The organism is Streptomyces sp. DSM 120436, from assembly GCF_055778765.1.
In genome coordinates this window covers 1,313,134-1,332,774 of the sequence record NZ_JBSKBS010000002.1, presented here as the reverse complement: position 1 = coordinate 1,332,774, position 19,641 = coordinate 1,313,134, and the positions used below count along the sequence as shown (strand labels likewise).

Here is a 19,641-nt window from a genome sequence, read left to right as displayed (position 1 = left end):
AACTCTTCCGTACGACAGGGGGGATGGCGCTCCAGGCGTCCACCCCCCGGCGCGCCGGCGGCGACGCCCGGGTCCCCGCTCCCGCGGGGGAGGGCGACGCGGCCGCGGCCGCCCACGAGGACGCGCCGCAGTCGGTGCCCGTGCAGGGCGGCGACGGCGAGGGCGCGGAGCACGCCGCGGCGGACGTGGAACCGGCCGGGGCCGGGGAGTCCCGCGGCCGGGGCGCCGCGGGCGTCGGACGGCGTGCGGCGGTGACGGCCGACGGTGCGGCCGCGCCCCCGCGCAAGCGCGGGCGGCCCGCGGCACGGCGGCCCAGCGGTCGCGAGCGGCACGACGAGAAGATCACCGTGTACGTGTCCGCGGAGGAGCTGATGGACCTGGAGCACGCCCGCCTCGTGCTGCGCGGCGAGCACGGTCTCGCCGTCGACCGCGGCCGGATCGTCCGCGAGGCGGTCGCCGTGGTCCTCGCGGACCTGGAGAGCCGTGGGGACGCCAGCATCCTCGTGCGACGCCTGCGGGGACGGTAGCGGTAGCCTGCGGGGGCCATGACCTCGAACGACGCAGCCGCCCCCGCGCCCGGCGCCGGCCCGCCCCGCCGTCGGCCCCTGGGCCGCGGGCCCGCGGCGGCCGGACGGTCGTCCGCGGACGCCGGCGCCTCCACCGCTGCGGTGGCTCCCGTTCCCGAGGGCACGGTCACGCGGCCCGAGCCGGCCGCCGGGCAGGGTGCGCCCGCCGATGAGCGGGGGGCCGCTGGTGACGCGCGGTGGGCATCCGATGACCCGGTGGTGCGTCCCGGCAGTGCCGGCGCGCCGCGCGCCGGCACGGACGGGCAGGGCCCGGCCGGGGAGGGGCGGGAGGCGTCCGACGCCGTGCGGCCGCCTGCGCCGACGGCCGCGTCGGCCGCGTCCACCGACGCGGGGCGTGCTTCCGACGGCGGGGCCTCGTCGTGCCGGTCCTCGCCGGATCCGGCCATGTCCGCCGGGCAGGCGGTCGCGCAGTCCGAGCCGGCCGCCGGGCAGGGTGCGCCCGCCGAGGAGCGGCGGGTGTCCGACGGCGTGGCCCGGGGGCACGGCAGCAGCGGCACGCCGCTCACCGCGCCGCGTGCCGGGGCCGGTGGGCAGGGCATGGTCGCGCCGCTCCACGCCGACGTGCGGCCGTCCGTGACGGCGCCCGCGCCGGCCGGGTCCACGGCAGGGCGGGGTGCGCCCGCCGACGACGTCGGCGCGCCGGGTGAGGCGAGCCCGCCGGGCGGCGCGTTTGAGGGGAGGGGTGACGGTGGGGAGAGGCGGCCGGGGGCTGACGGCACGGTGGCGCGTCCCGGTGGTGCCGGCGCGCCGCCCGCTGGGCGGTATGCCGCTGCTGACGGGCAGGGTCCGGCCGCGCCGGCCGCCGGTGAGCCGGAGGCGCCCCCCACCGGCGCGCAGCCGCACGTGCCGGTCGGGTCCGCCGCTGCTGACGTGCTGCGGGCACCGGACGGTGTCTCCAGCGGGGCGGGCTCGTCCGGTTCCGTGTCCGAGGGGGAGGGCGCCGGCGGGGACGGGCGGTTCACGGTTCGGCTGGCGAACTTCGAGGGGCCGTTCGATCTGCTGCTGCAGTTGATCGCCAAGCACAAGCTGGACGTCACCGAGGTCGCGTTGTCCAGGGTGACGGACGAGTTCATGGCGTACATCCGGGCGCTCGGGCCGGACTGGGACCTGGACGAGACGACCGAGTTCCTGGTCGTCGCGGCCACCCTGCTGGATCTGAAGGCGGCCCGGCTGCTCCCTGCCGCCGAGGTGGAGGACGAGGCCGACCTCGCCCTGCTGGAGGCCCGCGACCTGCTGTTCGCGCGGCTGCTGCAGTACCGCGCGTACAAGCAGGTCGCCGAGATCTTCAGCCGGCGGCTGGACGACGAGGCCCGCCGTTTTCCCCGTACCGTCGGGCTGGAGCCGCACCACGCGGAGCTGCTGCCGGACGTGGTCCTCAGCATCGGCCCCCGGGGCCTCGCCGAGCTCGCCGTCAAGGCCGTGCAGCCCAGGCCCGAGCCGCAGGTGTACGTCGACCACATCCACGCCCCGCTGGTCAGCGTGCAGGAGCAGGCCGGGATCGTCGTCGCGCGGCTCAAGGAGCTGGGCGAGGCGAGCTTCCGGGCGCTCGTCGAGGACACCGACGACACCCTGACCGTCGTGGCCCGCTTCCTCGCCCTGCTGGAGCTGTACCGGGAGAAGGCCGTCGCCCTCGACCAGGAGAGCGCGCTGGGGGAGCTGACCGTCCGCTGGACCGGCGGCGACGGGGACGCCGTACCCGCGGTCACCGACGAGTTCGACCGGCCGCCCGAGCAGCCCCAGGAGGAGAGGACACCGTGAGCGAGGAGACGAGCGGGGCCCCGGCCGGGGCGCACGCGGTGGCGGAGCTCGACCTGAAGCCGGCCCTGGAGGCCGTGCTGATGGTCGTGGACGAGCCCGCGACCGAGGAGCACCTGGCGAAGATCCTGGAACGCCCGAGGCGCCAGGTCGCCGACGCGCTGGCCGAGCTGGCCGACGAGTACACCGTCCAGGGCCGCGGCTTCGAGCTGCGCCGGGTCGCGGGCGGCTGGCGTTTCTACACCCGCCCCGAGTACGCCGCCGCCGTCGAGGGCTTCGTCCTGGACGGCCGGCAGGCCCGCCTCACCCAGGCCGCGCTGGAGACCCTCGCGGTCGTCGCGTACCGGCAGCCGGTCAGCCGCAGCAGGGTCTCCGCGGTGCGCGGGGTCAACTGCGACGGCGTGATGCGCACCCTCCTGCAGCGGGGTCTGATCGCGGAGGCGGGCACGGAACCCGGAACAGGTGCGATCCTGTACACGACGACGAACTACTTCCTGGAGCGGATGGGCCTGCGCGGCCTGGACGAGCTCCCGGAGCTCGCGCCCTTCCTCCCGGAGGCGGACGCGATCGAGGCCGAGACGCTGGAAGGGGTCCCGTCGTTCGATCCGGACGCCCCGGATTCCGAGGACGCAGACGACAAGACGGAACTTTGATGCGAAGCAGCAGCGGCAGGAACAGCAGCGGAAACAACGGCGGGAGCCGTGGTGGCAACAGCGGCGGCCGCGGCGGGAGCGGCGGTGGCCGCGGTAACCACCGCGGTGCCGGCAACAACCGCGACGACCGGCAGGGCGGTCGTCCGAAGAAGCCGCGCCCGGAGGAGCGGCGCTACGACGTGGGCCCCGGCGCCTCCCAGGAGGGACCCAAGTCGGGCCGTGGCCCCGCGGCGCGCGGAGGCGCCAAGGGCGGGCCGAAGAAGCCCCTGCAGCGGGGCCGCTCGGTCCCGGCGACGTCCCGCGAGTACGAGGCGCGGGCCGAGGAGCGCAACCGGGAGCGGTACGCGGGCAGGAAGGACGTCAAGCTGCCCAAGACCTTCCCGGGCGCCGAGCAGGAGGGCGAGCGGCTGCAGAAGGTGCTCGCCCGGGCCGGCTACGGCTCGCGGCGCGCCTGCGAGGAGCTGATCGACCAGGCGCGGGTCGAGGTCAACGGCGAGATCGTGCTGGAGCAGGGCAAGCGGGTCGACCCGGAGAAGGACGAGGTCAAGGTCGACGGCCTGACCGTGGCCACGCAGTCGTACCAGTTCTTCTCGCTGAACAAGCCCGCCGGGGTCGTCTCCACCATGGAGGACCCGGAGGGGCGGCAGTGCCTCGGTGACTACGTCACCAACCGCGAGACCCGGCTCTTCCACGTCGGGCGGCTCGACACCGAGACCGAGGGCGTGATCCTGCTCACCAACCACGGCGAGCTGGCGCACCGGCTGACCCACCCGAGGTACGGGGTGAAGAAGACCTACCTCGCGCACATCGTCGGGCCGATCCCGCGCGACCTGGGCAAGCGGCTCAAGGACGGCATCCAGCTCGAGGACGGCTACGCCCGCGCCGACCACTTCCGGGTGGTGGAGCAGACCGGCAAGAACTACCTCGTCGAGGTGACCCTGCACGAGGGCCGCAAGCACATCGTGCGCCGCATGCTCGCGGAGGCCGGCTTCCCGGTGGACAAGCTGGTGCGCACCGCGTTCGGTCCGGTCACCCTGGGCGACCAGAAGTCGGGCTGGCTGCGGCGGCTGTCGAACACCGAGGTCGGCATGCTGATGCAGGAGGTCGACCTCTAGTCGGCCGGCCGGCCTCCGGGCCGCACGGTTCGCCCTGCGAGGGCTTGTGCTTCCGCGCCTCCACCCCCTTTAATAGTCGCACTGACTATTAAAGGGGGTGGAGGTCGTCGTGGACGGCTACGACAAGCACGCCTTCGAGCCCTTCGCCGTGACCGTCGACCTCGCCGTGTTCACGATCCGCGAGGGCGCCCTGCACGTCCTGCTCGTCGAACGCGGCCAGGAGCCGTACGCGGGGCGCTGGGCGCTGCCCGGGGGCTTTCTGCGGCCCGACGAGTCCGCGGAGCGCGCCGCCCGGCGCGAACTGGGCGAGGAGACCGGCCTGACGGACGTCACCGGACCGCACCTGGAGCAGCTGCGCACCTACAGCGAACCGGACCGGGACCCCCGGATGCGCGTGGTCTCCGTCGCCTTCGCCGCGCTGCTGCCCGACGCCCCCGAGGCGCACGGCGGCGGCGACGCGGCCCAGGCCCGCTGGACGCCGTACGACGCGGCGCGGGACCTCGCCTTCGACCACGACCGGATCCTCGCCGACGCGCGGGACCGGATCGGCGCCAAGCTCGAGTACACCGGCCTCGCGACCGCGTTCTGCCCGCCCCAGTTCACCCTCGGGGAGCTCCAGCAGGTCTACGAGACCGTCTGGGGCACGACCCTGGACCGCCCCAACTTCCGGCGCAAGGTCCTCGCCACCCCCGGCTTCGTCGAGGCCGTCCCCGGCGCCGCGCGTCTCACCGGCGGCCGGGGCAAGCCCGCCGCGCTGTACCGCGCGGGCGCCGCCGCCGCCCTCCACCCGCCGCTGCTCCGGCCCACCCCGGAAGGACGTCCCGCATGACCACGACCACCGTCACCAAGCGCGCCGCGACCGGAGCGCTCACCGGACTCGCCCTCGGGGACGCCCTCGGCTTCCCCACCGAGTTCAAGGACGTCCCCTCGATCCTCGCCGCGTACGGCGACTGGCGGGGGACGGAGCTGCCGAAGCCGGCGGTCGTCACCGACGACACGCAGATGACGCTCGCGCTCGGACGGGGCCTGCGCACCGCCATGGACCGGGGGACGCTCACCCCCGAGCACCTGGAGCGGCCGGTGCGCGAGGAGTTCGTGGAGTGGTGGCGCTCACCGGAGAACAACCGCGCCCCCGGCAACACCTGCCTCGAGGCCTGCCGGCTGCTGTCCCGCGAGGACCGGCCCTGGCAGGACGCCAGCCGGATCCACTCCAAGGGCTGCGGCGCCAACATGCGCGTCGCCCCCCTCGGGCTGGCCCCCGGCCTCACCGACGAACAGCGCGCCGGCGCCGCCCAGTTGCAGTCCGCCCTCACCCACGGGCACCCCACCGCGCTCGCCGCCTCCGACCTCACCGCCCACGCCGTACGGCTGCTCGCCCAGGGCGCCGAACCGACCGGCCTGATCGGGCTGCTGCGCTCCTACGCCTACGAGAACCGCACCCGCTACCACGAGCCCTGGCTCGGCGACCTGTGGACCCGCTCCCAGGACCCCTCCCCGGAGCACTTCATCGCGCGCGGCTGGGACGAGTGCCTGGAGATCCTGGGCCGTCTCCAGGAGGCCGCGCGGACCGTCTCCCCGGAGACCGACCCGTGCCGGGCCACCGGCGAGGGCTGGATCGCCGAGGAGGCCCTGGCGACCGGCCTGCTCTGCTTCCTCCTCTTCGTCGACGAGCCGCTGACGGCCCTGCGCCGGGCCGCCTGCACCTCCGGCGACTCCGACTCGATCGCCTGCCTGGCCGGCGCCTTCGCCGGCGCGTACCTCGGCGCGGACGCCTGGCCCGCCGACTGGACGGCCCGCATCGAGTACCGGGACGAGCTGCTGTCCCTCGGCGCCCTCTGGGACGCCTGAGCGATGACCGACGCCCGCGGCCTCGACCTGCGCCCGGTGATCGGGCAGCAGCCCGACCCGGTGCTGTTCGCCACGGTCTGCGGCGCGCACCTCCACGGCTTCCCGTCCCGCGACTCCGACGTGGACCTGCGCGGCGCCCACCTCCTCCCGGCCGCCGCCCTCGTCGGACTGCGGGAACCGGAGGAGACCCGGTCCCGGATGTGGGACCGCGACGGCGTCGAGATGGACCTGGTCACCCACGCCCTGCGCACGTTCGTCCGCCTGATGCTGCGCCGCAACGGTTACGTCCTCGAGCACCTGCTGTCCCCGCTGGTCGTGCACACCGCCGGGGCGCACCAGGAGCTGACCGGGCTCGCCCCCCGGGGTGCTCACCAGCCACCACGCCCACCACTACCGGGGCTTCGCGGGCACGCAGTGGCGGCTGTTCGAGAAGAACGGCGAGCTGAAACCGCTGCTCCCCACCTTCCGGGTGCTGCTCACCGGCATCCGCCTCATGCGGGCCGGCCAGGTGCGGGCGCACCTGCCCACCCTCGCCGAGGAGGTGACCGAGGCGCCCGGGTACCTGGCGGAGCTGATCGCCGCCAAGGCGGAGCGGGAGCACGGGGACGCGGGCGTCGACCGGGACCGGGTGCGGGCCGACGTGGAGCGGCTGCACGGGGTGCTGGACGCCGCGCAGGCCGCGTCAGCCCTCCCCGGCGCCCCCGGCGGGCACGACGCCCTGCACGACCTCCTCGCGCGGGTACGGCTGGAGGGCTGAGGCGCGGCGGGCGCGGACCAGGAAGGCCTCGACCCGGCGGCGGTCCGGTTCCGCCGGGAGGGGGCTGCGCGCCGCCGCCTCCTCGGCCTCGCGGACCAGGCGGTTCATGCGGGCCTCGACCTCGGGCCACGGCACCTCGCCGCGCTTCACCGCGAGCAGTTCCTCGCGCCGCTCGCCCACGTCGACCGTGAGGACGCCCGTGCGCAGCAGGTCACGGGCGGTCATCAGCAGGCGGAGCAGGTGCATCGCGTGCTTCCAGCGCGGGGCGCCGTGGGAGCGGAGGTCGGCGTCCAGTTTGCGGCGCTGGCCGTGGGCGTACCGGACGAACGTGTCGTGGACCGTGCGGGAGAGGAACGCGCCGCGCAGCGACAGCAGCTCGCGGCCGGTGGCGTCGGCGTGCTCCACCAGCGGGGAGTGCAGGCACTCCAGGATGTTCGGGTTGCCGCGCAGGGCCAGCTCGCAGAAGCGCTCCAGCTCCCAGCTGAACTGCTCCTCGGCCGGCCCCTCCACGTGCGGGGGCGGCTTCTCGAAGCCCCAGAACAGGGGAGTGGGCGCGAGGAACACGCCCCGCCGGTCGGTGTCGCTGCCCTCCGTGGCCAGACCGAAGGCACGGGAGCCCATCACACAGGCGTAGATCGTGTGGTCCGTGACCAGGCTCTCGGGGCGCATGCCCGGGAGCGTACGCGGCGGATCACGCCCGGCGAACCGTATGTCCGTCCACCGTGATCCGTTCCTCGGGCAGCGGCTCGGTCGCCGGGCCCCGCTCCACCGAGCCGTCCGTGATGCTGAAGCGGCTGTTGTGGCAGGCGCAGTTGACCGTGCCGTCCGAGACGTCGGAGACCAGGCAGTTCTGATGGGTGCAGACCGCCGAGAACGCCTTGAAGACCCCCTGCTCGGGCTGGGTGACCACGATCTTCTCCGCGCCGAGGATCCTGCCACCGCCCACCGGGACGTCGGCGGCCGGCAGCAGCTCCTGCCCGGCGGACCCGTCCGGCGCCGCCGTGTCCGGGGACGCGCCGCCCCCGCCGCCGTCGTCCGAGCCGCAGCCCGCCGCCAGCGCGGCCGCGCCCGACGCGAGCAGGACGGTGCGGCGTGAAGTGTGTGGGGTCATGTCGTCGCTCCCGAGATCGCCGTCGCCGCATCCTGACACCGGATACGGCACAGGAGAAGCGATACCGGCGAAACGTCACCCGCGGCGCACACCGCCCGTCTCAGCGGGCGGTCGCCCCGCGCCGGTCCGGACCGCCCCTGACTACGCTGGACGACCGAACAGCCTTTACGCACGTCAGCAAGGAGCATCGTCGTGGCGGTACGCGCGGTCCGGGGGGCCGTCCAGTTGGAGCGGGACGAGGCCGGTCACATGGAGGAGCGGGTCTCAGCCCTGCTCACCGCGGTGCTGGAGCGCAACGAGCTGCACACGGACGACCTGATCAGCATCTGGTTCACGGCCACGCCCGACCTGCGCTGCGACTTCCCGGCCGCCGCCGCCCGCAAGCTGGGCATCGTCGACGTGCCCCTCATCTGCGCCCAGGAACTCGCCGTCGAGGGCGCCATGCCCCGCGTCGTCCGCCTCCTCGCGCACGTCGAGTCCGACAAGCCCCGCTCCGGGATCACCCACGTCTACCTCGGCGCCGCGGCCGCCCTCCGCAAGGACATCGCCCAGTGAGAACCGCCCTCGTCATCGGCACCGGACTGATCGGCACGTCCGCCGCCCTCGCCCTGTCCCGGCGGGGCGTCGCCGTCCACCTCGCCGACCACGACCCCGGGCAGGCCCGTACCGCCGCCGCCCTCGGCGCCGGCACCGACGAGGCGCCCGACGGGCCGGTGGACCTCGCCGTCGTCGCCGCCCCGCCCGCGCACGTGGCCGACGTGCTCGCCGACGCCATGCGGCGCGGCCTGGCACGCGGCTACGTCGACGTCGCCAGCGTCAAGGGCGGACCGCGCCGCGAGCTCCAGGCGCGCGGGCTCGACCTCACCCCGTACCTCGGCACCCACCCCATGTCCGGGCGGGAGAAGTCCGGCCCGCTGGCCGCCACCGGCGACCTCTTCGAGGGCCGCCCCTGGGTGCTCACCCCCACCCGCGACACCGACACCGAGGTCCTCAACCTCGCCCTGGAACTGGTCTCGCACTGCCGGGCCGTGCCGGTCGTCATGGACGCCGACGCCCACGACCGCGCCGTGGCCCTCGTCTCCCACATGCCGCACCTGGTGTCCAGCATGGTCGCCGCCCGCCTGGAACACGCCGACGAGGCCGCCGTACGGCTGTGCGGGCAGGGCATCCGGGACGTGACCCGGATCGCCGCCTCCGACCCGCGCATGTGGATCGACATCCTCTCCGCCAACCCCGGACCGGTCGCCGACCTGCTCGCCGACGTCGCCGCCGACCTGGAGGAGACCGTCCGCGCCCTGCGCGCGCTGGAGTCCTCCGACGAGCACAAGCGCCGCGAGGGCGCCACCGGAATCGAGGACGTGCTGCGCCGCGGCAACGCCGGTCAGGTCCGCGTCCCCGGCAAGCACGGCTCCGCCCCGCGCGTCTACGAGACCGTCGCCGTGCTCATCGACGACCAGCCGGGCCAGCTCGCCCGCATCTTCGCCGACGCCGAGCGCGCCGGGGTCAACATCGAGGACGTCCGCATCGAGCACGCCACCGGACAGCAGGCCGGCCTCATCCAGCTCATGGTCGAGCCCAAGGCCGCCCCGGTCCTCACGGCCGCGCTGCGGGAGCGGGGCTGGGCGATCCGGCAGTGACGCCCCTCTCCCCGCACCTCTCCCCGTCCCTCCCGCCCGTCTCCCAGGGAGGGGGAGGGTGTCCGCATGTCGGAGGGGTTCCCGGGAGCCAGTAATCTGGTGCGGGGCGTGTCCGCGCCCCGCACACCCCACCCCACCGCACCAGGAAGGTGTTCCTCCGTGGAAAACGGCGCCGCCAAGCCCGTGATCGTCGCCATCGACGGTCCCTCCGGCACGGGCAAGTCGAGCACGTCGAAGGCCGTGGCGGCGCAGCTCGGCCTGAGCTACCTGGACACCGGCGCCCAGTACCGGGCGATCACCTGGTGGATGGTGAACAACAACATCGACATAGCGGACGCGGCCGCGGTCGCCGCCGCGGCCGCCAAGCCCGACATCCTCTCCGGCACCGACCCCACGGAGCCGACGATCACCGTCGACGGCGTGGACGTGGCCGGACCGATCCGCGAGCAGGACGTCACCTCCAAGGTCAGCGCGGTCAGCGCGGTGCCCGAGGTGCGCGCCCGGATCACCGAGCTGCAGCGCGCCATCGCCGCGTCCGCCGTCACCGGCATCGTCGTCGAGGGCCGCGACATCGGCACCACGGTGCTCCCCGACGCCGACCTGAAGATCTTCCTCACGGCCTCCCCGGAGGCCCGCGCCGCCCGCCGCAGCGGCGAGCTCGAGGGCGCCGACCTGCACAGCACCCGCGAGGCCCTGATCAAGCGGGACGCGGCCGACTCCAGCCGCAAGACCTCCCCGCTGGCCAAGGCCGACGACGCCGTCGAGGTGGACACCACCGACCTGACCCTGCAGCAGGTCATCGAGTGCGTCGTCACCCTCGTCGAGGAGAAGCGGGCGGGGAAGTGACCGACGTTCCCTCACCGCGGGGCGCCGAGGTCGGGCGACGCATCGGCGTCGGCCTGATGTACGGGCTGTGGAGGCCGCGCGTGCTGGGCTCCTGGCGGGTCCCCGCGGCCGGCCCGCTGATCCTCGCCGTCAACCACGCGCACAACATCGACGGGCCCATGGTCATGGGCGTGGCGCCCCGGCCGACGCACTTCCTGATCAAGAAGGAGGCGTTCGTCGGCCCGCTCGACCCGTTCCTGACCGGCATCGGCCAGGTGAAGGTCGACCGGGACACCACCGACCGCACCGCGATCGCGCGGGCGCTGGGCGTGCTGGAACAGGGCGGCGTCCTCGGCATCTTCCCCGAGGGCACCCGCGGTGAGGGCGACTTCGCCTCGATCCGCGCCGGCCTCGCGTACTTCGCGGTGCGCGGTGGAGCGCCGATCGTGCCGGTCGCCGTCCTGGGAAGTTCCGACCGGCCCGGCCGGTTGATAAGGGCACTGCCCCCGTTGCGCTCCCGCGTCGACGTCGTCTTCGGCGACCCGTTCGACGCGGGCGACGGCAGCGGGAGACGTACGCGCAAGGCGCTGGACGAGGCCACGGAACGCATCCAGAAGCAGCTCACGGCCCACCTGGAGAACGCCAGGCGTCTCACCGGCCGCTGAGCGACACTTGAGTAGTGGATCTCCGTCCCGCGGGGTTCCACCGATCACCACGATGAACGACGAGGTACGGACTTCATGAACGACCACATCGAGCCCGGCGGCTCGGACGCGCACGACGCTGCGCACGAGCACGATCACGGGGCGCTGGGCGATGCCGAGTTCGCGGAGTTCATGGAGCTCGCCGCGGAGGAGGGCTTCGACCTCGAGGACGTCGAGGGCGCCCTCGAGGCGGCGGGCCACGGCCCGCTCCCGGTGCTCGCCGTCGTCGGCCGCCCCAATGTCGGCAAGTCGACCCTGGTGAACCGCATCATCGGCCGCCGTGAGGCGGTCGTCGAGGACAAGCCGGGCGTCACCCGCGACCGGGTCACCTACGAGGCCGAGTGGGCGGGCCGCCGCTTCAAGGTCGTCGACACCGGCGGCTGGGAGCAGGACGTCCTCGGCATCGACGCCTCCGTCGCCGCGCAGGCCGAGTACGCCATCGAGGCGGCCGACGCGGTCGTCTTCGTGGTGGACGCCAAGGTCGGCGCCACGGACACCGACGAGGCCGTCGTCCGCCTGCTGCGCAAGGCGGGCAAGCCGGTCGTGCTGTGCGCCAACAAGGTGGACGGCCCGAGCGGCGAGGCCGACGCGGCCTACCTGTGGTCCCTGGGCCTGGGCGAGCCGTACCCGGTCTCCGCGCTGCACGGCCGGGGCACCGGCGACATGCTGGACCAGGTCCTCGAGGCGCTGCCCGAGGCCCCCGCGCAGACCTTCGGCACGGCCGTCGGCGGCCCGCGCCGCGTCGCCCTGATCGGCCGGCCCAACGTCGGCAAGTCCTCGCTGCTGAACAAGGTCGCGGGGGAGGAGCGGGTCGTCGTCAACGAACTCGCCGGCACCACCCGCGACCCGGTCGACGAGATGATCGAACTGGGCGGCAAGACCTGGAAGTTCGTCGACACGGCGGGCATCCGCAAGCGGGTCCACCTCCAGCAGGGCGCCGACTACTACGCCTCGCTGCGCACCGCCGCGGCCGTCGAGAAGGCGGAGGTGGCCGTGGTCCTCATCGACGCCTCCGAGTCCATCTCGGTGCAGGACCAGCGCATCGTCACCATGGCCGTCGAGGCGGGCCGCGCGCTCGTCCTCGCCTTCAACAAGTGGGACACCCTCGACGAGGAGCGCCGCTACTACCTGGAGCGGGAGATCGAGACGGAGCTCGGCCAGGTGGCGTGGGCGCCGCGGGTCAACGTCTCGGCACGCACCGGCCGCCACATGGAGAAGCTGGTCCCGGCGATCGAGAGCGCGCTGGCGGGCTGGGAGACCCGCGTCCCGACGGGCCGCCTGAACGCCTTCCTCGGCGAGCTGGTCGCCGCCCACCCGCACCCGGTGCGGGGCGGCAAGCAGCCGCGCATCCTGTTCGGCACCCAGGCCGGCACCAAGCCGCCGCGGTTCGTGCTGTTCGCCTCCGGCTTCATCGAGGCGGGCTACCGGCGCTTCATCGAGCGCCGGCTGCGCGAGGAGTTCGGCTTCGAGGGGACGCCGATCCACATCTCGGTGCGGGTGCGGGAGAAGCGCGGGCGGAAGAAGTAGCCGCCTGCCGCTGGACGTGACGAGGGGGCGGTCCCGCGGGACCGCCCCCTCGGTCTGTCCGTCGCGCTGCGTCAGACCCCGCTGCGGGGGGCCGGGGGCAGCCCGGCCGGTACGTGGTGCATCTCGTTCGCCCCGTGACCGACCGTGCCCACGCGCTGCCACTGGGGCGGTGCCACGGCGGGCCGGCTGAGGGAGGCGGTGAACGATCCGGGGCTGTGGTCCCGGTACGCGCCCGTACTGTGCGGGATGTTCCCGAAGGCGGTGAAGCCCCAGTCCTCCTCGCCGCTGCGGTCGCCCGGCAGCGTGCGGAAGGACTTGACGTACTCGGCGTAGAGAGCGTCGTAGATCGGCGTGGCCGAGTGGCCGCTCCGGGTGTCCCGCGCCGGGCGCACGGGGGCGGGGACCGAGGCGAGGGACTGGCGGTGGGGAGCGTCATATGCGTGCACGTATGTCCAAACGACCCCGTGCCACAAGGGATGCGGCCCGCCCCGAGTTTTCGCAGGCCGCACCCCGATCGGCTCCTCAGGGGCGCGGGGAACCGCGCGACCGGCCCCCGCGCGCCGTCAGCCGACGTGCTTCGAGGAGCGCCCCCGCCGAATCGCCGCGTCAGATCCCCGCGAGCGGCAACGCCGCAGTCACCAGCTTCCCGTTGGCCGCGGCCTTGTCCAACGCATCGCGCATCAGGTCCTCACGGGGCTGTCGCCCGATGGAGCCGACGGGAGCGGCGAACATCAGCACCTGCTGGTGCTTGTTCGCCGCCGCCCGCCACCCGTCGGTGACCTGAAGCGGCTGGTGCGCCTGCCACCAGGCCACCGGACGGCCGCCGTTCGGGTTCGGCTGGAGCACGGCGTGCAGCTGCCCCGCGGCGAGCAGCACCGACCACCCGTGCAGCACCGGCGGCACGACCGTCAGCTCGGTCAGCGGCATGAAGCCCTGCTCGATCAGCAGCGGCAGGAAGTCGTCGCCGGGGCCGAGCGTGCCGGGCCGGGCGACCGGGGCGGTCGGCTCGACCACCAGGGCCGGGTGCAGCTCGTCCTGGATGAGCACCAGTCCGCTGGTCACCCCGAGCACCGCCTGCTCGGGCACGAGGTTCGGGGACTGCTGGGGTTGCTGAGGCTGCTGGGTCTGATGCGGCTGCGGGACCTGCTGCTGGACCGGCTGCTGAAACTGTTGCTGCGGCTCCGCCCCGGCGCCGTCGATGGCCCGTACGGCGCCCTGGAGCTGTTCCTCGGTGACCTGGACGACCTGCGAGGGCAGACAGGTGGCGTGGGCGAAGGCGAGCACGGCGGTCTCGTCGCCGACGAACAGGACGGTGCTGGTGCGCTCCTGCTCCGAGTCGCCCGGGGTACGGCAGGAGGTGCAGTCGTAACTGCCCGGAGCGGACTCTCCGGCGAGCAGGCGGGCTGCTTCTTCGTCGCCGATCTCGGCGCGTACCTCGTCGCTGACGTCGAGCATGCGCGGCACGGGTGGCTCCCTCGGGATGCGGTGCGTGGCGAGGCCGGGTGGCTCCCGGCCCGTGGTCCGGGTGGGTCCCCGGCTCATGAAGAAGACAACGGGCGATCCGTGGCGGGAGTCACGCCTTGTGACGAACGGAATCGAACCATCCAGCGCACAGGACCACAGCCGGTGCGGGACGCGGCATTCAGCGTCAACTGGCCACATGGACAGGGGGTTTGGCGGAGTGAAGCGGCTCACGCCCCACCCGGAGGCGTGGTCGACAAATCCGGAAATCACGCAATTAAATGGGTGGCCGAAAATCGCCGGTGCTTCGGATGCTCCCAGCGGGCCGGACATGGGCCCCGGCCCTCGGGCAGGACCTCCGTGTCCGCATCTGCCGACAGCGCCCGTCGGCGCGACGCCCGTGCCGCGACCGCTGCCGCCGAGGGGGTGGCGCACCATGTGACGGAATGGGACACGTTTTGCACACATCGGCTTCACGGACCGACCGGGCCCGGCCGGGAATGCGCCGCGAAGACGCGCCGGAATACCTCACGCGACGCATTTCTCACGAGGTTTGTCGGGACGGCGAACCGGTACCGGGAATTCCCTCCGAATGCCTGTGGGCGGAGGGGCGGAACCGCCCTTTCGGGTGACCGCCGCCCGTACGGAGCCGTCGTGATCCTGTGACACAAGTGTGACCGCGCACGCCCCTGGCCCCCGGCCTCCGGCGCGGACTTCCCCGTTGCGGGGCCAGGGCATAGCGTGGTCGCATGGCACCCATTCCGACACCCCCCACGGAGCCCCGCGACGATCCGGACGCCTATGTCGGCCTCGCCGCCGACCGGGCCGAGCACCTCGCGCGTGAGCGCGGCTGGTCCTCGGTGCGGGCCCTGGAACCGGGGACGATCGTCACCATGGAGTACCGCGTGGGCCGGCTGAACTTCGAGGTGAAGGGCGGCCGGGTGGCGCGGGCCTGGAAGGGCTGAGACGTGTCGACGGCCCCGGACCTCCGCGGAGGTCCGGGGCCGTCGACACGTCCGGGGGCCGTCAGGGGCGTGGCGCCGACGTCGTCCCGCGCGGGTGGCGGTCGGTGTGCTGCGGCCGCCTGCTGCCCGCGGGAGTCACCGGGGAGCGCTCGGATCGGCTGGTGTGCGGGCCGGGCGCGAGGTAGACCGGTGACCGGGGCGCGCGTCCGGCCGGGACCGCCTCGTGCACCGTGTCGGCGGCGCGCTCGGCGAGCGGCCGGACCACGACGGGCCGGCCGGCCGGAGCGGGCGCAGGCGCCTTGGCCTCGCGGCGGTCGAGCAGCCGGTCCCGCAGGGCGAGGATCCGTGCCTCGGTCCGCGCGATCAGCGGCTCGAACCAGGGCAGCGCCAGCAGGATCAGCAGGCCCGCCGCCCAGCCCAGCAGCACGTCGCTCAGCCAGTGGGTGCCGATGTACACGGTGGACAGGCCGACGCCCAGGGACGTCACCGCGGACAGCGCCGACAGCCATCGGCGAGCCCGTGGCGTGGAGGCCATGTAGGCCAGGATGCCCCAGGTCACCACGGCGTTCGCGGTGTGGCCGCTGGGAAATATATCGCCGCCGAGCCACATCTCGTTCGAGCCGATCTCGGTCGCGTAATGCGGTCCGAGGCGCCCCATGCCGTACTTCGCGGCCCCCACCGTGACGTTGAGCAGCAGCAGGGAGACGCCGAGGGCGAGCAGCGGGCGCAGGGTGTGCTGCCGCCAGGAGCGCCAGCCCAGCCAGGCGGCGACCATCACGGCGGTGGGGCCGCGCTGGCCCAGCACCACGTAGTAGTCGACGAAGGCGTGCAGCTCCGGCCACTGCTGGTAGGGGCGGAAGAACATGAGCTGCCAGTCCAGACGGACCAGCCAGGAGGTGACCACCACGGCCCACACGATCGCCACGTAGAAGGCCAGGGTCGCGCCGAGGAGCACGATCCGGTGCCGGCTCATTCGCGGCATGCCGACGTGGGCCGGTCGCTCCGGCTCACGGTCCAGCCTCGCGAACACCCGGTCCAGACGGGTGTGACTCCGATCGGTACGCACCCAATCGACGTTACAGCGAGTGAGTGCGCAACCCCGACGATTCAGCGGCTTTGTGATGACGATGTGATGTGGCATTCCTCTCAGCCGGGCCTTTATTTCCGGCGAATCCGAACTCCCGCGCGCAATTGTTTTGGTCATGCCGTGCGCCGGGTTTATCGGCCTTCCGAAATGGTTCACCCGGGGCTCGTGCGCAATTCTCCCGCCGCTCACCGGCCGGCCGCGCGTGGGGTCAGGGCGGTCCCGACCCGTTGAGCCAGAAGGCGCCGTACGCCGCTGAAGCCGCCGCGACCGCCCCCAGCCCCGCCGCGAGCGGGCGCGTCCGCGCCCGGGCCAGGGCCAGGGCGAGCGGCAGGAGCAGCGGGAAGGCCGGCATCAGCAGCCGCGGTTTCGACCCGAAGTAGCTCGACGCGCACAGGGCGAGCGCGGTCACCGTGCCGGCGTACACCAGGAGCGGGAGCGGCTGGCGCTGCCGTACGCAGAGGACGTGGAGCCGGATCACCAGGGCCACGCCGAGCACCAGCGCGATCCCGGCGAGGACCGACGGGAACGACGTGAACCTGCCGGCGACGAACCGGGCGAAGGCGTAGCCGCCGTCGAAGCCGTTGCGCCAGCCGGCCTGCACGTCCAGATAGCCCAGCGGGCCGTCCCCGGTCCGCTGTCCGACCCACAGCACGTAACCGGCGGCTCCGAGGGGCGCGAGCAGCATCCCGAACACCCGGCGCAGGCGCACACCGGGGGCGTGCGGCCTTGGCAGGGCGCTGTCCGGTGCGCCCGTACGCGGGGCGTCCGGCGGCGGGCCGGCGCGGCCGCCGCCGCGTGCGCCGCCCGCCGGTACCGCACTGCCGTCCCCCACGAAGGGGGAACCGGAGCGCTCCCGCAGGAAGGCGACGGCGCCGGCCGCCCACACCGCCGCGACCACCGCGAGCCCCACCGGCCGGGTCAGCCCCGCCAGCCCCGCCAGCAGGCCCGCCGTCACCCAGCGTCCCGTCAGCACCGCGTACAGCGCCCAGGCCGCCAGCGCCGTGAACAGCGACTCGCTGTACGCCATCGACTGCACGACCCCGACCGGCAGCACCGCCCACAGCAGCACCGCGCACACCCCGGCCCGCCGTCCGTACAGATGGTCGGCCACGGCGAAGATCCCCCAGGCCGCGGCGAGCGAGGCGAGCAGGCTCACCACGAACCCGCCGTCGGCGTACGACAGCGGGGACACCGCCGCGGCCAGCCGCTCCAGCCACGGCAGCAGCGGGAAGAAGGCCAGGTTGGAGTGCACGTAGCCGCCTGGCAGCCGCACCTCGTAGCCGTACCCCAGCTCGGCCACCCTCGTGTACCAGAGGGAGTCCCAGCGGGCGGTCAGCAAGGTGTACGCGCTCTTGCCGCGCGCCTCGCTCCACAGGGCCAGGACGGCCAGGCCCAGGGCGCGCACGGCGGCGTACCCGAGGAGCGCCGGGGCGGCCCGGCGCAGAACTCCGGGGCGGGCCGCGGCGGCACGCGTCTCGAGATCGGTCACGCGCCGATTATCGACCCGGCCCGGAACCGGCCCGCCCGCGACGGTGCGCGCACCGGGCGGGAAGGAGCGGGCGGGGGAGTGGTGTACGCCACACCGATCGGCCGCGAGGTTGAGAGGTCCGCCACTCGACCTCAGCGTTCACTCGCGTACTCTGACGTGTCACTCGCCGTTCGCCGCGCGGGCCGGAGGCGACCGCTCCTCTCCGGCCGAGACACGGGGAAGTCCCCCACCCCGTGCGCCCGCGGCACCGCGAGGGAACTTCTGGGAGGTACGTACATGTCCGGGACGACCACGGCCGCCGCGCTGCGCCGTAGGGCGGCCGGGGCCGGTGCCAACCGGTGGGTGGTGCTCGTCGTCCTCTGCGTCAGCCTGCTGCTGGTCGCCGTCGACGCCACCGTGCTGCACGTGGCCGTCCCCGCCGTCACCGAGGACCTCAAGCCCGGCGCGGTGGAACTGCTCTGGATCGTCGACGCCTATCCGCTGGTCTGCGCCTCGCTGCTCATCCTGTTCGGCACCCTGGGCGACCGGGTCGGCCGCAGACGCGTCCTCCTCCTCGGCTACGCCCTGTTCGGCGTCGCCTCGGCCATGGCGGCCTTCGCGGACACCGCCCCCCTGCTGATCGCGGCGCGGGTGCTGCTCGGTGTCGGCGGCGCGATGATCATGCCGGCCACGCTGTCGATCCTGCGCCAGGTCTTCCCCGACCGCCGCGAGCGGGCGCTCGCCATCGGCGTCTGGAGCGCCGTCGCCGCCGTGGGCGCCGCGGTCGGACCGCTGCTCGGCGGCTTCCTGCTGGAGCACTTCTGGTGGGGCTCGGTCTTCCTGGTCAACATCCCGCTGATGCTGGTCAGCCTGCCCGTCGGGCGGATCCTGCTGCCCGAGTCGAAGGGCGACGGCGACGGCCCCTGGGACGTGGCCGGTGCGCTGACGGCCGCCGCCGGACTCTTCGCGGTGGTCCTCGGCGTGAAGCGGCTCGGCACCGGCGAACTCGGCCCGGGCACGCTCGTGCCGCTGGCCGCCGGGGGCGCGCTGCTGGTGCTGTTCGTCCGCCGGCAGCGACGCCGCGAGCATCCGCTGCTCGACCTGCGGATGTTCTCCCGGCCCGCGTTCAGCACCTCGGTCGGCTGCATCGTGCTGGCCATGCTCGCCCTGGTGGGCCTCGAACTGATCGCCGCGCAGTACCTCCAGCTCGTGCTGGGGCTGTCCCCGCTGGAGACCGGACTGCGGCTGGTGCCGCTCACCTTCGCGGCGATGGCCGCGGGGCTGGCGGGCGCGCGGATGCTGCGCCGGTTCGGCCCCCGGCGCATGGTCTCGTACGGCTTCTGCCTCACGGCCGGGGCGGTGCTGCTGCTGACGGCGATGGGCGGCCAGGACAACGCCCCGCTGCTGCTCTGCGGGTTCGTGCTGCTCGGCTTCGGCCTGGAGACCACCCTGTTCGGCGCGTACGAGTCGATGCTCAGCGAGGCGCCGCAGGAACAGGCCGGCGGGGCGGCGGCGATCGGCGAGACGTCCTACCAGCTCGGCGCGGGCATCGGCATCGCGCTGCTCGGCAGCGTGATGAACGCGGCCTACGCGCCCGGCCTCTCCCAGGTCCCCGGGGTCCCCGCCGCGGCGTCCGCCGCGGCGGCGCACTCGCTGGGCGAGGCGTACGAGGTGGCGGCACGGCTCGGCGGCCCCGCGGGGGAGACGCTGCGCCACGCCGCGCGCCACGCCTTCGTGCACGGCCTGCACGTGACGCTCCTGGTCAGCGCGGGCCTGCTGCTGGCCGGCGCGGCGATGGCCCTGCGCCTGCCCCGCCTGATGCACTGCGACCCCACCCCGGAAACCCCCTCCGGGACCGGACCCGGACCCGCCTTGTCGGCCACCCCCGAGGTCGCGTCCGGTGCTGCCCCCGACGTTCCCTCCGGGACCGGACCCGGCGTCGTTCCCGAGGCCGCCGACGGAGCGGGCCCCGGAGCCGACCCCGAGGCGGCTCCCGGTGCCGGTGCCGGGAGCGGACCCGTGCACATGCCCGCGCAGCGGGAGTCCCGCGGGCCCGGCGTGCGGGTGTGAGGCACGCACCACGGGCCGGGGTGGACGGCGGAGGAACCGCGTCGTAACGTCGGCCCGAGCCTGACTGGCAG

The 19,641-nt window shown here is 74.2% G+C and carries 19 protein-coding genes and 1 pseudogene; 14 read left to right on the top strand and 6 right to left on the bottom strand.

Features of this window, described 5'->3' with window-relative positions; all coding sequences use genetic code 11:
- Nucleotides 1-23 precede the first annotated feature (23 nt).
- The 7 genes and pseudogenes from ACWH4W_RS28125 (at nt 24) to ACWH4W_RS28095 (ending at nt 6,715) form a co-directional block, all read left to right on the top strand.
- On the top strand, nt 24-527 hold the full coding sequence (locus ACWH4W_RS28125; RefSeq protein WP_473078619.1) for a hypothetical protein: 504 nt from the start codon (nt 24-26) through the stop codon (nt 525-527).
- A gap of 597 nt (nt 528-1,124) precedes the next feature.
- Nucleotides 1,125-2,345: a segregation and condensation protein A gene (locus ACWH4W_RS28120; protein ID WP_473079279.1), complete on the top strand. Its 1,221-nt coding sequence runs from the start codon at nt 1,125-1,127 to the stop codon at nt 2,343-2,345.
- Nucleotides 2,342-2,995 (top strand): SMC-Scp complex subunit ScpB, encoded by a 654-nt coding sequence (gene scpB / locus ACWH4W_RS28115; protein WP_473078618.1) that lies wholly within the window; start codon nt 2,342-2,344, stop codon nt 2,993-2,995. The genes ACWH4W_RS28120 and scpB overlap by 4 nt, the downstream gene beginning before the upstream one ends.
- The gene (locus ACWH4W_RS28110; RefSeq protein ID WP_473078617.1) at nt 2,995-4,110 is read left to right on the top strand and encodes a pseudouridine synthase; all 1,116 of its coding nucleotides are present in this window, start codon (nt 2,995-2,997) and stop codon (nt 4,108-4,110) included. The genes scpB and ACWH4W_RS28110 overlap by 1 nt, the downstream gene beginning before the upstream one ends.
- Nucleotides 4,111-4,207: 97 nt before the next feature.
- Nucleotides 4,208-4,939 carry an NUDIX hydrolase gene (locus ACWH4W_RS28105; RefSeq protein WP_473078616.1) on the top strand — a complete coding sequence of 244 codons (732 nt, stop codon included), beginning with the start codon at nt 4,208-4,210 and terminating at the stop codon, nt 4,937-4,939.
- Nucleotides 4,936-5,958 carry an ADP-ribosylglycohydrolase family protein gene (locus ACWH4W_RS28100; protein ID WP_473078615.1) on the top strand — a complete coding sequence of 341 codons (1,023 nt, stop codon included), beginning with the start codon at nt 4,936-4,938 and terminating at the stop codon, nt 5,956-5,958. The genes ACWH4W_RS28105 and ACWH4W_RS28100 overlap by 4 nt, the downstream gene beginning before the upstream one ends.
- 3 nt (nt 5,959-5,961) lie before the next feature.
- Nucleotides 5,962-6,715, top strand: a pseudogene (locus tag ACWH4W_RS28095) (nucleotidyltransferase domain-containing protein).
- Here the strand turns inward: ACWH4W_RS28095 and ACWH4W_RS28090 are convergent.
- On the bottom strand, nt 6,641-7,384 hold the full coding sequence (locus tag ACWH4W_RS28090) for a nucleotidyltransferase domain-containing protein (RefSeq protein ID WP_473078614.1): 744 nt from the start codon (nt 7,382-7,384) through the stop codon (nt 6,641-6,643). The pseudogene ACWH4W_RS28095 and the gene ACWH4W_RS28090 sit on opposite strands and share 75 nt — an antisense overlap.
- 22 nt (nt 7,385-7,406) lie before the next feature.
- A complete protein-coding gene (locus tag ACWH4W_RS28085) occupies nt 7,407-7,826 on the bottom strand; it encodes a Rieske (2Fe-2S) protein (RefSeq protein WP_473078613.1) in 420 nt (139 codons plus the stop codon).
- Nucleotides 7,827-8,018: 192 nt separating this feature from the next.
- Here ACWH4W_RS28085 and aroH point away from each other — a divergent pair, with 192 nt between their 5' ends.
- The 5 genes from aroH to der all read left to right on the top strand — a co-directional run bounded on the left by aroH (nt 8,019) and on the right by der (nt 12,519).
- Nucleotides 8,019-8,381, top strand: coding sequence for a chorismate mutase (gene aroH / locus ACWH4W_RS28080; RefSeq protein WP_473078612.1), 363 nt, complete (start codon nt 8,019-8,021; stop codon nt 8,379-8,381).
- Nucleotides 8,378-9,463 (top strand): prephenate dehydrogenase, encoded by a 1,086-nt coding sequence (locus ACWH4W_RS28075; RefSeq protein ID WP_473078611.1) that lies wholly within the window; start codon nt 8,378-8,380, stop codon nt 9,461-9,463. The genes aroH and ACWH4W_RS28075 overlap by 4 nt, the downstream gene beginning before the upstream one ends.
- Nucleotides 9,464-9,622: 159 nt before the next feature.
- Complete coding sequence (cmk, locus tag ACWH4W_RS28070) at nt 9,623-10,309, top strand: (d)CMP kinase (protein WP_473078610.1); 687 nt, start codon at nt 9,623-9,625, stop codon at nt 10,307-10,309.
- Nucleotides 10,306-10,953, top strand: coding sequence for a lysophospholipid acyltransferase family protein (locus ACWH4W_RS28065; RefSeq protein WP_473078609.1), 648 nt, complete (start codon nt 10,306-10,308; stop codon nt 10,951-10,953). The genes cmk and ACWH4W_RS28065 overlap by 4 nt, the downstream gene beginning before the upstream one ends.
- Before the next feature lie 75 nt (nt 10,954-11,028).
- Nucleotides 11,029-12,519: a ribosome biogenesis GTPase Der gene (gene der / locus ACWH4W_RS28060; protein WP_473078608.1), complete on the top strand. Its 1,491-nt coding sequence runs from the start codon at nt 11,029-11,031 to the stop codon at nt 12,517-12,519.
- A 71-nt stretch (nt 12,520-12,590) separates the two neighbouring features.
- Here the strand turns inward: der and ACWH4W_RS28055 are convergent, their stop codons facing one another.
- Together ACWH4W_RS28055 and ACWH4W_RS28050 are read right to left on the bottom strand one after the other, a co-directional pair.
- Nucleotides 12,591-12,965, bottom strand: coding sequence for a hypothetical protein (locus ACWH4W_RS28055; protein ID WP_473078607.1), 375 nt, complete (start codon nt 12,963-12,965; stop codon nt 12,591-12,593).
- A gap of 160 nt (nt 12,966-13,125) precedes the next feature.
- Nucleotides 13,126-13,983: a hypothetical protein gene (locus ACWH4W_RS28050; protein ID WP_473078606.1), complete on the bottom strand. Its 858-nt coding sequence runs from the start codon at nt 13,981-13,983 to the stop codon at nt 13,126-13,128.
- Between the two features lie 746 nt (nt 13,984-14,729).
- Between ACWH4W_RS28050 and ACWH4W_RS28045 the strand changes: the two genes are divergently transcribed.
- Nucleotides 14,730-14,945: an I78 family peptidase inhibitor gene (locus tag ACWH4W_RS28045; protein ID WP_290008236.1), complete on the top strand. Its 216-nt coding sequence runs from the start codon at nt 14,730-14,732 to the stop codon at nt 14,943-14,945.
- Nucleotides 14,946-15,006: 61 nt separating this feature from the next.
- On the opposite strand, the gene ACWH4W_RS28040 is transcribed toward ACWH4W_RS28045, so the two are convergent.
- Both ACWH4W_RS28040 and ACWH4W_RS28035 read right to left on the bottom strand, forming a co-directional pair.
- Entirely contained in the window at nt 15,007-16,011 is a 1,005-nt protein-coding gene (locus ACWH4W_RS28040; protein WP_473078605.1) for a phosphatase PAP2 family protein, read from the bottom strand.
- Nucleotides 16,012-16,240: 229 nt separating this feature from the next.
- Nucleotides 16,241-17,521 carry a glycosyltransferase family 39 protein gene (locus tag ACWH4W_RS28035; RefSeq protein WP_473078604.1) on the bottom strand — a complete coding sequence of 427 codons (1,281 nt, stop codon included), beginning with the start codon at nt 17,519-17,521 and terminating at the stop codon, nt 16,241-16,243.
- Nucleotides 17,522-17,797: 276 nt separating this feature from the next.
- On the opposite strand from ACWH4W_RS28035, the gene ACWH4W_RS28030 reads away from it, so the two are divergent.
- Nucleotides 17,798-19,570 carry an MFS transporter gene (locus tag ACWH4W_RS28030; RefSeq protein WP_473078603.1) on the top strand — a complete coding sequence of 591 codons (1,773 nt, stop codon included), beginning with the start codon at nt 17,798-17,800 and terminating at the stop codon, nt 19,568-19,570.
- The last annotated feature ends 71 nt before the right edge of the window (nt 19,571-19,641 follow it).